At 59.9% G+C, this 13,489-nt stretch carries 12 protein-coding genes; 5 read left to right on the forward strand and 7 right to left on the reverse strand.

The genetic code is table 11. The features are described 5' to 3' along the window. Window positions 1-205: 205 nt before the first annotated feature. Window positions 206-1,234 carry an S-methyl-5-thioribose-1-phosphate isomerase gene (gene mtnA, locus ABIE02_RS16170; protein ID WP_336994774.1) on the reverse strand — a complete coding sequence of 343 codons (1,029 nt, stop codon included), beginning with the start codon at window positions 1,232-1,234 and terminating at the stop codon, window positions 206-208. A 105-nt stretch (window positions 1,235-1,339) separates the two neighbouring features. Between mtnA and mtnK the strand changes: the two genes are divergently transcribed. Continuing rightward, window positions 1,340-2,539 carry an S-methyl-5-thioribose kinase gene (mtnK, locus tag ABIE02_RS16175; protein ID WP_336994873.1) on the forward strand — a complete coding sequence of 400 codons (1,200 nt, stop codon included), beginning with the start codon at window positions 1,340-1,342 and terminating at the stop codon, window positions 2,537-2,539. 66 nt (window positions 2,540-2,605) lie between these two features. On the opposite strand, the gene ABIE02_RS16180 is transcribed toward mtnK, so the two are convergent. The 4 genes from ABIE02_RS16180 to ABIE02_RS16195 all read right to left on the reverse strand — a co-directional run bounded on the left by ABIE02_RS16180 (window position 2,606) and on the right by ABIE02_RS16195 (window position 7,527). Continuing rightward, window positions 2,606-3,847 (reverse strand): LVIVD repeat-containing protein, encoded by a 1,242-nt coding sequence (locus ABIE02_RS16180; RefSeq protein ID WP_032617000.1) that lies wholly within the window; start codon window positions 3,845-3,847, stop codon window positions 2,606-2,608. A 101-nt stretch (window positions 3,848-3,948) separates the two neighbouring features. Further along, complete coding sequence (locus ABIE02_RS16185; protein ID WP_077227977.1) at window positions 3,949-5,013, reverse strand: sugar ABC transporter substrate-binding protein; 1,065 nt, start codon at window positions 5,011-5,013, stop codon at window positions 3,949-3,951. 19 nt (window positions 5,014-5,032) lie between these two features. Beyond that, window positions 5,033-6,028: an ABC transporter permease gene (locus tag ABIE02_RS16190; RefSeq protein WP_032616998.1), complete on the reverse strand. Its 996-nt coding sequence runs from the start codon at window positions 6,026-6,028 to the stop codon at window positions 5,033-5,035. Next, window positions 6,025-7,527 (reverse strand): sugar ABC transporter ATP-binding protein, encoded by a 1,503-nt coding sequence (locus ABIE02_RS16195; RefSeq protein ID WP_336994775.1) that lies wholly within the window; start codon window positions 7,525-7,527, stop codon window positions 6,025-6,027. Before ABIE02_RS16195 ends, ABIE02_RS16190 begins: the two co-directional genes overlap by 4 nt. Window positions 7,528-7,688: 161 nt before the next feature. Here ABIE02_RS16195 and ABIE02_RS16200 point away from each other — a divergent pair, with 161 nt between their 5' ends. Both ABIE02_RS16200 and ABIE02_RS16205 read left to right on the forward strand, forming a co-directional pair. Then, a complete protein-coding gene (locus ABIE02_RS16200; protein WP_059308533.1) occupies window positions 7,689-8,786 on the forward strand; it encodes an oxidoreductase in 1,098 nt (365 codons plus the stop codon). Window positions 8,787-8,847: 61 nt separating this feature from the next. Continuing rightward, window positions 8,848-9,591: an SDR family NAD(P)-dependent oxidoreductase gene (locus tag ABIE02_RS16205; protein WP_103791895.1), complete on the forward strand. Its 744-nt coding sequence runs from the start codon at window positions 8,848-8,850 to the stop codon at window positions 9,589-9,591. 67 nt (window positions 9,592-9,658) lie between these two features. Here ABIE02_RS16205 and ABIE02_RS16210 read toward each other — a convergent pair whose 3' ends face one another. Then, a complete protein-coding gene (locus ABIE02_RS16210; RefSeq protein WP_032616994.1) occupies window positions 9,659-9,856 on the reverse strand; it encodes a YbdD/YjiX family protein in 198 nt (65 codons plus the stop codon). Between the two features lie 58 nt (window positions 9,857-9,914). Next, window positions 9,915-12,020, reverse strand: a complete 2,106-nt coding sequence (gene cstA, locus ABIE02_RS16215; RefSeq protein WP_059308535.1) for a pyruvate/proton symporter CstA — start codon at window positions 12,018-12,020, stop codon at window positions 9,915-9,917. Window positions 12,021-12,299: 279 nt separating this feature from the next. Here cstA and ABIE02_RS16220 point away from each other — a divergent pair, with 279 nt between their 5' ends. Together ABIE02_RS16220 and ABIE02_RS16225 are read left to right on the forward strand one after the other, a co-directional pair. Further along, entirely contained in the window at window positions 12,300-13,022 is a 723-nt protein-coding gene (locus tag ABIE02_RS16220; RefSeq protein ID WP_059308536.1) for a nucleoside recognition domain-containing protein, read from the forward strand. Continuing rightward, window positions 13,019-13,483, forward strand: coding sequence for a YjiG family protein (locus ABIE02_RS16225; RefSeq protein WP_032616991.1), 465 nt, complete (start codon window positions 13,019-13,021; stop codon window positions 13,481-13,483). The genes ABIE02_RS16220 and ABIE02_RS16225 overlap by 4 nt, the downstream gene beginning before the upstream one ends. The last annotated feature ends 6 nt before the right edge of the window (window positions 13,484-13,489 follow it).

The raw sequence follows: 13,489 nt of genomic DNA on the forward strand, positions 1-13,489 counted from the left end.
CACCAGCCTGCATCCCTGCAGGCTATGCCCTCTCGGCGCGTCCCTGCGCCTCGCCCCGGCCTTACGGAAACGCTTCGTCGATTTTCAGCCGGACAAGGGAGTCGCTGTAAGTCATTTATAATATTGTGATTATTTCATTGCTGTAAGGGCAATAAAATGACTGGGGATCCCTCCCCCTGTGGCAGAGAGTTATCACCAAGGAATATCAGCTCACACGCTCCCCAAACCCCCCCTTCGCCACCTCTTCCGGCGTCACAACCCCGCTATCCAGCACCCAGCCACTGATCAGCGCCGCAGGCGTAACGTCAAACGCCGGGTTATACACCTGCGCGTCAACCGGTGCCCACTGCACTGCCCCAAAGCTCCCCGCCACACCGGTCACTTCCCGGGCATCGCGCTGCTCAATCGGGATGGCCTCGCCGTTCGGGCACGCGGGATCGAGGGTGGTTTGCGGGGCCGCCACGTAAAACGGAATACCGTGGAATTTCGCCAGCACCGCCAGGGAATAGGTGCCGATTTTGTTCGCCACATCGCCGTTGGCGGCAATGCGATCCGCCCCGACCCATACCGCATCCACTAGCCCTTTTGCCATCAGGCTGGCGGCCATGGAGTCGGTGATCAACTGATAAGGAACGCCCAGTTCGCCTAACTCCCAGGCGGTTAACCTACCGCCCTGCAACAGCGGACGGGTTTCATCCACCCAGACGTGGCTGACATTGCCCTGCTGATGCGCGAAGGCAATCACGCCGAGCGCGGTGCCCACGCCTGCCGTCGCCAGCCCGCCGGTATTGCAGTGGGTCAGCAGGCGGCTGCCCGGCGTCACCAGCGCGCTACCGGCGCGGGCAATGGCATCGCAAAGCCGCTTGTCTTCGTCGATCAGGCGCAGCGCCTCAGCCACCAGCGCCGGAACATAATCCTCCTGCCACAGCGCCTGTTTCATGCGGTCGAGGTTGTTCATCAGATTCACCGCCGTCGGGCGTGCAGCGCGCAGGGTCTCCAGCGCCACCGCCAGCGCGTCCCGGTTATGGCCGTTTTCCGCCAGCAGCGCCAGGAGCAGGCTGGCAGAGAGACCAATCAGCGGCGCACCCCGCACGCGCAGGGCGTGAATATGCCCCACGAGGGCGTCAACCGTCGAGGCATCCAGCCAGCGTTTCTCCTGCGGAAGCGCCTGTTGATCGAGAATAAATAGCTGATTTTCCGTCACCCGCAGGCTGGTCGTCTGTAATCTCTGCATGTCGTTAATTCTCTGTTGCGTTGTTGTAGCACATTGTGTCAGGATAAAATTCAGATGTATAGACGTCTAAATGTCTTTATTACCGGAACAGATGAGGAACTGGCAATGTCGCAATACCGTACCTTTACCGCTCATGACGCCGTGGCCTACGCCCAACAATTTGGCGGCCTTGAAGATCCCTCGTCACTGGTGGAGGCGCAGGAGGTGGGCGACGGCAACCTTAATCTGGTGTTTAAGATTTTCGACAGCGCGGGCGTAAGCCGCATTATCGTTAAACAGGCGCTGCCCTACGTGCGCTGCGTGGGGGAATCCTGGCCGCTGACGCTGGACCGCGCCCGTCTCGAAGCGCAAACCCTGGTGGAGCACTATCAACACAGCCCGCAGCACACGGTGAAGATCCACCACTTCGACCCGGAACTGGCGGTGATGGTGATGGAAGATCTCTCCAGCCATAAAATCTGGCGCGGCGAGCTGATCAACAATGTTTACTATCCACAGGCGGCCCGTCAGTTGGGGGAATACCTGGCCCACACCCTGTTCCACACCAGCGATTTTTACCTGCATCCTCACGCTAAAAAGGCGCAGGTGGCGCAGTTCATTAACCCGGAAATGTGCGAGATCACCGAAGATCTGTTCTTTAACGATCCGTACCAGATCCACGAGCGCAATAACTACCCGGAGGCGCTGGAAAACGACGTCGCCGCCCTGCGCAATGACCATCAGCTGAAGATTGCCGTCGCCTCCCTGAAGCACCGCTTCTTCTCCCAGGCCGAAGCGCTGCTGCACGGCGATATTCACAGCGGCTCGATTTTTGTCGCCGAGGGGAGTCTGAAAGCCATTGACGCAGAGTTCGGCTATTTCGGCCCGATTGGGTTTGATATCGGCACGGCGATTGGCAACCTGCTGCTTAACTTCTGCGGCCTGCCGGGTCACCTGGGCATTCGCGATGCGGCAGCCGGTCGTGAACAACGCCTGATCGATATCCAGCAGCTCTGGACCACCTTCGCGGAACGTTTCCAGGCCCTGGCGGCGGAAAAATCCCGCGATGCAGCCCTCAGCGTGCCGGGCTACGCCAGCGCGTTTCTGAAGAAGGTCTGGCAGGATGTGATTGGCTTCTGCGGCACCGAACTTATACGCCGCAGCGTCGGCCTGTCCCACGTGGCGGATATCGATTCTATCCGCGACGACGAGATGCGCCACGAATGCCTGCGCCACGCCATCACCCTCGGTAAGGCGTTGATTGTGATTGCCGACCGTATCGACAGCGTGGATGAGCTGGTGGCGCGGGTGCGTCAGTACAGCTAAGAGCAGGCGCGACACTTACCGGGCCTCTCTCCCAGAGAGACCCGGCGTAAAAACATCACACCGCACTCATCCCAGATACTCAATCACCGACAATCCGCCGTTGTAATCCGTGCTGTAGATAATTCCCTGCGCATCCACAAACACATCGCAGGACTGGATCACCTGCGGGCGATTGGGCCGGGTATCCATCATTTTCTCTGGCGCCGCGGGCACCAGCGCCGCGGTTTCTACCGGACGGTACGGGTCCGAAATGTCATAGGCGCGGACGCCTGCATTCTGATAGGTCGCGAAAATCAGGGTTGAGCTGATAAAACTGCCGGGGCGGTTTTCATGCAGGTTATGCGGCCCGAAGTGCGCCCCTTTCGCCACGTAATCCCGCTCGTTGGGCTGCGGGAAGGTGGCAATACTCACCGGGTTCGACGGCTCGCGAATATCAAACAGCCAGATCAGCTTTTCGCCATCCTCCTGATTGTCGAGCACCGCTTCGTCCAGCACCACCAGCAGATCCCGGTCCGGCAGGGGTAGCGCGGTATGGGTGCCGCCGCCAAACGGCGGACTCCAGTTGCGATGGCTGATCAGCTTCGGCTGCGTTCTGTCTTTCACATCCAGCAGCGTCAGGCCGCCGTCACGCCAGCTCCCGTAGGCGGTATCACCCGCAATGATCGCATGATGCAGAGCATAGCGTTTGCCTTCCGGCCACGCTGGCGTTTCGCCTGCCGCCTGGTTCATCCCCGGTAGCCACCAGCGCCCCGCGACCTCTGGCTTGCGCGGATCGGCAAGGTCTATCGTCAGAAAGATATAATCGGTAAAGCCGTCGATCAGCGCCGAGACATAGGCCCAGCGTCCCCCCACGTACCAGATGCGGTGAATGCCGATCCCGTCCAGCGACAGAAAGCCGATCTCCCGTGGCTTATCCGGGGTAGAGATATCAAAGATGCGCAGCCCGGCGCTCCAGCCTCTGTCCTGTACGTCGCTGACCGTCTCCCCCACCTGGCGGGTGTAGTAGACCTTTTCGTCCGCAAAGCGGGCATCGGCAAACAGATCCCGGGCGTTAATCACCAGCAGCAGGTCGTCATGCGCCTGAAGATGTACGTTCCAGGTGCCGGGCGGCGCGGGCACATAGCCTGCGGCCCTCGGGTTTTTCGGGTCGCGCACATCAACGATCGAAAAGCCCTGCGACACCATATGGCCGATATAGGCAAAGCCGCGATGCACCATCAGCTGCACGCCGTCCGGGCGTCCGCCCTGGTCGCTGTGGCCGATCAGCCGCATATTGCGGCTGTATTCGGGGGTGGGTAGTTGAGACACCTTAAACTCCTTTCGCCCGGTGGCGTAGGTTTCATCCTCTTTCTGGGGAAGAGAGTCAGGGTGAGGACACCAGGCCCCACCCCGCCACGTCCGGGAAAGTGTTACTTATTCTTCGCTTCTAACGTCGCGAACCACGGGGCAATAAAGTCTTCGGTCTGGCCCCAGCCCGGGATGATTTTCCCTAATGACGCCACATTCACCGCGCCCGGCTGGGCCGACAGCAGCGCCTGCGGAATGGCCGCGGCTTTGAAGTCATAGGTTGCAGGCGTAGCTTCACCGGCAATCTTATTGGCGATCAGACGCACGTTGGTCGCACCAATCAGCTTCGGATCCACCGCCACGCTCACCACCCACGGACTGCCCGCCTCACGCATCAGCTGTAAATCCTGGTTGGAGATGTCGATGCTGTAGAGTTTGATCTCCGTGCGGCCATTCTCTTTCAGAGCCTTATACGCGCCCTGGCTGAAGGCATCCCAGGTGCCCCAGATGGCGTCGATCTTACCTTTCGGGTATTTCGCCAGCACCGCGCCCACTTTGTTGGCGGTGTCACCCTGCACGTCGGAGGAGACCGCGCCGATGGACTCCAGCTCTTTGATGCCCGGATTCTCTTTCAGTAACGCCTGGTAGGCCGTCTGACGACGCTCCATCGGCGGGAAGCCAGCGACCCACAGCTTGATGATGTTGGCCTGGCCGTTGAAATCTTTCACCAGCTGGCCGAAGGAGAGATTGGTCAGGGAGGCATCATCCTGCTGCGTGACGGTCACGCCCGGGATCTCCCCGGTCACTGCGGTATCGAACACCGCCACTTTGATCCCGGCATCGACGGCTTTTTTCACCAGCGCGGTGGAGTACGGATCGCGCCCCTGAGAGAGAATAATGCCGTCATATTTCTGGGTGATCGCCTGGTTAACGAAGTCCTGGAATTTGGCGTCGTCGCCGTTGCTTAAAAAGGTGCTGACCTTAAAGCCGAGCTTTTTGCCTTCCTGGATCGCGCCCGCCACAAACTGGGTGGTGTTGTCGTCAGAGCCGAGGTTACGGATCACCGCGATGCGGATCTGCCCGTCGTGGTTGGCGATGGCAGCCGGCACCGGCGCAGGTGTCGCCGCATAGCCCGGCAGTGAACTCAGTAATCCCAGCGTCAGCAAAGAGAGTGCAACTTTTTTCATTTTAAATCCCGTCGTGTTGTTAGCGTTTTTGTACGTAGGTGATGGCCAGCGCAATCGCCAGCACCAGCCCTTTTATAATGTCCATGGCGTAATAGGGCACCGAGAGCATCACCAGCCCGTTAGAGAGCACCCCAAGGATGACCGCCCCCACCAGGGTGCCCAGCGCATTCGGTTTACCGGAACCGGCCAGCGAGAAGCCGATCCACGCCGCTGCCACCGCATCCATCAGGTAGCCACCGCCGGCATTCACCTGCGAGGAGCCAATACGCGAGGCCAGCAGAATGCCGCCGAGGCCCGCCAGCAGCGAAGCAATCACATAGGCGGCCACCTTGTAGCGGGTGGTACGAATGCCGGATAAGCGCGCCGCCTCCGGGTTGCCGCCAATCGCGTACATACGGCGTCCGTGGGTGGTCAGCGACAGCCCCAGTTGCGCCAGCAGAGTCACCGCCAGCATGATAATCACGATGGTCGGCACCTGCCCCAGCGCGCCAAAGGCCGCCGGGATGGTGCCCTCTGCCATGTCGCCGCTCGGCAGTACCATGTTTTCGGTAATCGACCCGCCATAGCTGTACGTCATCGCCACGCCCTGGATCACAAACAGACTGGCAAGCGTGGCGAGCATGTCAGGAATGCGCAGAATGACGATCAAGAAGGCGTTAAACAGCCCCACCAGCGTGCAGAGCGCGAGGGTGATCAGAATGGATTCGGTAGTGCCGAAGCCATGCCAGACAAACAGGGAGATCACCAGCGCATTGGCAAGCGATGCAGTGGAACCCACGGAGAGGTCAAACCCGCCAATGGTCAACGAGATCGAGACCCCGATAGCAATCACCGTCACAATCGCGATAGAGCGCAGAATGTTGATGATGTTGTTGGGATCGAGAAAGTTCTCTGACGCCACGCCGAAGATGGCTACCAGCGCCACCACCGTCAGCAACATGCCCCATTTATAGAGAAAATCGAAAATTTGCTGACGGCCAGACGCCGCCGCCGTCACTGAAAGGGCCTTGCTCACGACGCCGTTCCTCCGGTTGAATAATAAAGTAATGTCTCTTCGCGGGTGGTTGCCCCCTCGAGTTCCGCCACAATGCGTCCGTCCCACAGCACGCAGATGCGGTCGCACAGGCCCACCAGTTCGGCAAACTCACCCGAGGCATAAATCACCCCTTTGCCTTCCCGCGCCAGGCCATCAATCAGCCGGAACAGATCGGTTTTGGCCTTCACGTCCACCCCTTTGGTCGGCTCGTCGAAGATCAGCACCTGGGCGTTGCCGCGCAGCCATTTGCCGATCGCCACCTTTTGCTGGTTGCCGCCGGAAAGCCGACGCAGTACCTGCCCCGGACCGCGGGTGCGCACACCCACCCGGGCGATCACCTCTTCAGCCCAGCGCCACGCCTGGCGATGGCCGAACAGGCTCCAGCGCGAGAAACTGTTATCCGCGCTGACGGCGAGGTTCATGCTCACCGTCTCCTCGATAAAAATGCCCTCTTTGCGCCGCTCTTCCGGCACCAGCGCCAGCCCACGCAGCACGGAGTCCGCCGGATCGCGCGGTTTCCACGGCTTATGATTCAGCTCGCCCTTTGCCACCTGGCTTTTGGTCGCGCCAAACAGTGCTTTGCAGAGTTCGGTTTTTCCCGCCCCGGCCAGCCCGGCAATCCCGAGGATTTCACCCTTGCGCAGATGCAGGGAGATATCTTTCAGCAGCTTTTCATCATGCAGCCCCTCGACCCGCAGCAGCGTTTCATTGCCGTGTGGCGGGCGCGCAGGCGGGTAGATATCACTCAGTTCATGGCCGAGCATCTTCTCGACGATCGCTTCTCCGCTGAGGTCCACCATCGGCCCGGACTCAATCAGCTTGCCGTCGCGCAGCACCGTTAAGGTGTCGCAGATCGCTTTCAGCTCATGGATCCGGTGGGAGATAAACACCACCCCGATCCCCTGCTGTTGCAGGCGTCGTACCACGGCGAACAGCCGCTCGCTCTCGTGGGCATCCAGCGGCGCGGTGGGTTCATCCAGAATCAAAAACCGGCAGTGATGGGAGAGCGCCCGGGCCAGCAGGATTTGCTGTTTTTCTGCCAGGGTGCAGCTGTCGATGGCACGGCGAACGTCGAGGGTGACGTCCAGCTGCGCCAGCGCCTGCCGGGCCTGTTCGCGCAGTTTCCGCCAGTGAAAGCGATGCCCCGGCTGCGCCAGATGATCGAGCATGATGTTTTCCGCAATGCTCAGGCCGGGGATCAGCGCCACGTCCACCTCCTGCTGCACCAGATGAATACCCAGCTGTTTGGCATCCACCGGCTCACGAAGGGTGACGGGCTGGTTATTAATGCTGATTTCGCCTTCATAGCGCGCGTGCGTGCCGCACAGTACCGCCATCAGGGTGGATTTGCCGGCGCCGTTCGCGCCCGTAAGCGCGTGTACCGATCCACCTGTCAGCGTGAAATCGACGCGCGACAACGCCTGAAAGCCAGAAAAAGCCAGGCTGATGCCGCGCATCTCGAGGCGACTGGTTAACATTCGCTGCGATCCCTTATCATTAATCTTTTGATTTATGGAATTTTTCACAGCCGGGTCTGGCTGGCAACGAAGGAAAAAGCATAAGATAAAGCAAAATAGTATTAGCCATCTGGATGTCTAGCCATAACATCAGGTTAGCGCTTCATAAAAAGGACACCATCATGAGCAACACCGATATCCGCGTCGTACCCGGTCCGGCCAACTACTACTCCCACCGCGGGGTACTTGCCCGTCTGGACGCTTTTTTTACCCCGGAGCAGCTCTCCCGGGCGGTATGGATCTACGGTGAACGCGCCCTTGCCGGTGCGCAACCCTTCCTGCCGCAGAGCTTCCATGCAGAGGGCGCAAAACATCTGTTGTTTAAGGGCCACTGCAGCGAGCACGATGTGAGTCAGCTTGTGAACGCCTCCGGCACCGATCGCAGCGTGGTGATTGGCGTCGGCGGCGGCGCGCTGCTGGATACCGCCAAAGCGGTAGCACGGCGTCTGGGCTTACCGGTGGTGGCCATTCCCACTATCGCCGCCACCTGTGCCGCCTGGACGCCGCTGTCGGTGTGGTACAACGATGCCGGGCAGGCGCTGCACTTTGAAATTTTTGACGATGCCAACTATCTGGTGCTGGTTGAGCCGGAGATTATCCTCAATGCCCCGGCGGAATACCTGCTGGCGGGGATCGGCGATACCCTGGCGAAATGGTATGAGGCGGTGGTACTCGCGCCGCAGCCGGAGCTGTTGCCGCTGACGGTGCGGCTTGGCATCAACGGCGCGCTGGCGATCCGCGATGTCCTGCTCGAACACAGCGAACAGGCGCTGGCCGATCAGACGCGCCGGGAGGTCACCCGGGAGTTTCATGATGTGGTGGATGCCATTATCGCCGGTGGCGGCATGGTCGGCGGGCTGGGGGAGCGCTACACCCGCGTGGCGGCGGCCCATGCCGTGCATAACGGCTTAACGGTATTGCCGCAGACCGCGGCCTTTCTCCACGGCACCAAAGTGGCCTACGGCATTCTGGTGCAGAGCGCCCTGCTCGGCCAGGACGAGGTGCTGCGCGAGCTGGTCGCGGCGTACCAGCGCTTCAACCTGCCCACCACCCTGCGCGAGCTGGACGTGGATATCCACAACCGCGACGAACTGGATAAGGTGATCGCCCATACCCTGCGTCCGGTAGAGTCTATTCACGCCCTGCCCATCGCCCTGACGCCTGCGGTGCTGCACGCCGCCTTTGAGAAAGTGGAAAACTTCAGCCACCCGGCGGATTGACGCCGGGCAAACGCCCTCTATACCTAATGATGGTTCTCATTACTTTCGTGTTGAGGTCATCATGCAGATCGATTTAACAGGTAAGAAGGCGCTGGTCACCGGGGCCAGCCGGGGTTTAGGACGCGCGATTGCGCTCTCGCTGGCCCGGGCGGGGGCCGATGTGGTTATCACCTACGAGAAATCCACCGTGAAAGCCCAGGCCGTGGTCGATGAAATTGTGGCGCTGGGACGGCACGGCGAGGCGATTCAGGCCGACAGCGCCAGCGCAGAGGCCATTCAGAATGCCGTGACGCAGGCGGCGCGTACCCTGGGCGGGCTGGATATTCTGGTGAACAACGCCGGGATTGCGCGTGGTGGCCAGCTGGAGTCCATGACGCTGGCAGACATTGATGCCCTGATTAACGTCAATATTCGCGGGGTGGTGATCGCCATCCAGGCCGCGCTCATGCATATGTCCGACGGCGGACGCATCATCAACATCGGCAGCTGTCTGGCCAACCGCGTCGCCCAGCCGGGTATCGCGGTCTATTCAATGACCAAATCGGCGCTCAACTCCCTGACCCGGGGGCTGGCGCGTGACCTGGGGCCGCGCGGTATTACCGTCAATCTGGTCCACCCTGGCCCCACCAATAGCGATATGAACCCGGAGGATGGCGTGCAGGCTGAATCCCAACGTCAGCTCATTGCGACCGGTCATTACGGCCAGCCGGAAGATATCGCCGCGGCGGTCACCTTCCTTGCCAGCCCTGCCGCCGGGCAGATCTCCGGCACCGGCCTGGACGTGGACGGCGGTCTGAACGCCTGACGCCTCGTTGCAAAGATTGGGTAGGCCTCTGCCGTCTGGCAGAGGCGTTTTCATCTGGTCTGGAGGGTTAACAGCACTTGGCTCCGCCTTTAGCACCGTAACGGGCGTCCTGGCGATCGCGGAAGAAGGCTTCGTAGGTCATCGGGGTCTGATCGGGATGGTTGACCCGCATATGCTCAACGTAGTTGTCATAGTCCGGCACGCCGATCATCATTTTCGCGGCCTGGCCTAAGTATTTACCTGCTTTGGATAGGGTGTCGAACATCGCTTTTATCTCACAGGGAATAGAAGCCGGGTAGCGCTAGCGCCACCCGGCATTGTCTTTAATGCGCCCCTTTCGCCTGCGTCACACGCTCATCATAGTTAGCAGGCATCGGCTGATACGGCGTCTCTTTCGCGGTAGGTTTGTCCTGTTTCAGGGCAGCCATGGCGGTCTTCAGAGAATACAGCGCCAGCACCACAACCACCACCATAAAGAAGATGGTCAGCCCGGCATCCAGACGGTTATTAAACACCAGCTGTGACAGCTGCGACTCGGTGTACTGCGCCGGGATCTTGCCGCTGTCGATCATCGCCTGGAACTTGTTGGCGATCGCAAGGAAGCCCACTTTGGCATCACTGCTGAAGGCTTTCTGCCAGCCAGCGGTCAGGGTACAGATCAGCAACCAGGCCGTCGGCACCAGGGCGACCCAGGCGTAACGCTGACGTTTCATCTTGAACAGCACCACCGCGCAGAGCATCAGCGCCATACCGGCCAGCATCTGGTTAGCAATACCGAACAGCGGCCACAGGGTGTTAATGCCGCCCAGCGGATCGACCACCCCCTGATGCAGGAAGTAACCCCACGCCAGCACGCAGAGTGCGGTCGCCAGCAGGTTCGCGGGAAGCGACTCGGTGCGTTTCAGCCCCGGAGAAATCACCCCCAGCAGATCCTGCAACATAAAGCGCGCCGCACGGGTCCCCGCATCTACCGCCGTCAGGATAAACAGCGCTTCAAACAGGATGGCAAAGTGATACCAGAACGACACATCCATCAGGCCGCCCAGCGCGCCGTGCAGGATGTAGGCCATCCCCACCGCCAGGGTCGGGGCACCGCCCGCGCGGGAGATAATCGACTGCTCGCCCACTTCGTTGGCAATCTGGGCCAGGGTATCCGGGGTAATGGCAAAGCCCCAGCCGCTGACTACCTGCGCCGCAGAGGCCACCACGTCAGCCGTACCGGCGGGTGCCAGCACCGCAATCGGGCTGTTCATCGCAAAATAGACGCCCGGATCGATAATGCAGGCCGAGACCAGCGCCATAATGGCGACGAAGGACTCCATCAGCATGCCGCCATAGCCGATAAAGCAGGCCTGATTTTCATTGGCCAGCATCTTCGGCGTGGTGCCGGAGGCAATCAGCGCATGGAAGCCAGAGACCGCGCCACAGGCGATGGTGATAAACAGGAACGGGAACATGTTGCCGGACCAGACCGGGCCGGTGCCGTCGATAAACTTCGTCACCGCAGGCATGGTCAGGGTCGGACGCATAATCAGAATGCCGATCGCCAGCCCAACGATGGTGCCGATTTTCAGGAAGGTGGAGAGGTAGTCGCGCGGGGCCAGCAGCAGCCATACCGGCAGTACCGCCGCCACAAAGCCATAGCCCACCAGCATCCAGGTCAGCTGCACACCGGTATAGTCAAAGTACGGTGCCCAGGTAGGGCTTTCAGCCACCCAGCCGCCGGAAATAATGGCGAACACCAGGAAGAACAGCCCAATCACTGACACTTCGCCGATACGCCCCGGTCGCAGGTAGCGAATGTAGATCCCCATGAAAATCGCCAGCGGGATGGTAAAGGCGACGGTGTAGGTTCCCCACGGGCTGTGGGTCAGGGCTTTCACCACGATCATCGCCAGTACCGCGAGGATAATCACCATGATCATGAAACAGGCCACCAGCGCAATCACCCCGGCAGTGGGTCCCATCTCCTCTTTCACCAGCTCCCCGAGCGAACGCCCGTCGCGGCGGGTGGAGACGAACAGCACCATAAAGTCCTGCACCGCCCCCGCCAGCACCACCCCGGCGAGGATCCAGATCATCCCCGGGAGATAGCCCATCTGCGCGGCCAGCACCGGCCCCACCAGCGGCCCGGCACCGGCGATGGCGGCAAAATGGTGACCAAAGAGCACTTTTTTGTCGGTCGGCACATAGTCCAGACCGTCGTTATGCCGCACCGCAGGCGTCATGCGCGTGGGATCGACAGAGAGCACGTTACGGGCAATAAACTTGCCGTAAAAACGATAGGCAATCAGATAGATACAGACCGCTGCAACCACTATCCACAGCGCATTGATCTGTTCCCCCCGGTTAAGGGCGATATAGCCCAGGGCAAAGGCTCCCACAACGGATAGCCCTGCCCATAAAAGGTATTTCCCTGAGTTATTCATAATGGATGTCCGTTGTCGTGAAACAGTGGAATGTTACATTTTGTTTCTAGAACACCGCTTAAAATTTAACAACTTTAAAACGCAATAATGCGTGGTCAAACCAGAGATTTACACCACAGTGTTAAGCCGATCACTATTACTCTCCCCCTGCTCTGTCGACGGTCACATTTTTATCTTTTTCATCCTGCAACGCCGTTACGAAATGATTTGTATCATCTTTTTTGCGCACAACCTCGCCAGAATGACCCTGCGCACCCGCGCACTTACAAGGAAAAGGATATGAATAGTTCACAACATCAGGAGTATAAGGTCGGGCCAGGCGCTTACTTTGCGCTGGCTTTCGCCGCCGTTTTCTTTTCTGGCCTGTTAGGGGGAAAAGAGTGGTACGGCGTATTTGATTTCACCACCCTCAATGGGGCGTTTGGCAAAGTGGTCAGCAAGGCCAGCCTGAACGATGGCACGCTCACCACCGCCACCAGCGCCTTTCGCGGTACGGGCGGCAGCGGTGCGATGGACGGATTTCTGTTCGCGCTCGGGCTGATTCCGGCCGTCATGTTTGCCCTCGGCATGATCAACGTGCTGGAGCATTACGGCGCACTGCGTGCTGCCCGCAAGCTGTTAACCCCCTTGCTGCGCCCGCTGCTGGGCATCCCTGGCACCGCCGGGCTGGCGCTGATTGGCAGCCTGCAAAGCACGGACGTCGGTGCCTCCCTCACGCGTAATCTGGCCGATGAAGGGCAAATCAGCGAAACGGAAAAAGACGTTTTCGCCATGTTCCAGTTTTCCGCTGGCGCGATGATCACCAACTTCTTCTCTTCCGGGGCCATTCTCTTCACGCTGGTGGCCGTCGATGGCACAGCGGCGGTGCCCGCCTCGATTGGAGCCTGCATCGCGGTGATGTTCATCATGAAAATCGTCGGCGCTAACCTGCTGCGTCTGATCCTGGCCTTTACCGGAAAAAACACCGCTGAATCACCACAGGCAAAAGGAGAAGCCGCATGAGTGCGCCACAATCCAATCCCGTCATTACCGATGTGTTCGTCGAAGGGGCACGTAAAGGCTGGGGGATCGCCACCAGCAGTACCCTGCCCAATGTGGTCATGGCATTTATCATCATCAAAGCCCTGGAGATCACCGGCGCGCTGAAAGGCCTGGGCATGATCTTCGCGCCGTTAATGGGCCTGTTTGGCCTGCCGGGGGAAGCGGCCGCTGTGTTGATCGGTGGCTGGATGTCGATGGGCGGTGGCATCGGTGTCGCCATTGGCCTTTTTGATAAAGGCATCCTGACCGGGGAGCATCTGGCCATCCTCGCCCCGGCTATCTATCTGATGGGCTCCCAGGTGCAGTATCTGGGCCGCATTCTGGGTGTGATTGGCACCCGCGCCAAACGCATTCCGCTGATGATCGCCCTTTCGGTGGTCAACGCTTTCTTAGCCATGCTGCTGATGCGCATTATTCTCTGAACAGGA

It is taken from the genome of Leclercia sp. 1548, from assembly GCF_050435045.1.
GTDB classification, from domain to species: domain Bacteria; phylum Pseudomonadota; class Gammaproteobacteria; order Enterobacterales; family Enterobacteriaceae; genus Enterobacter; species Enterobacter adecarboxylatus.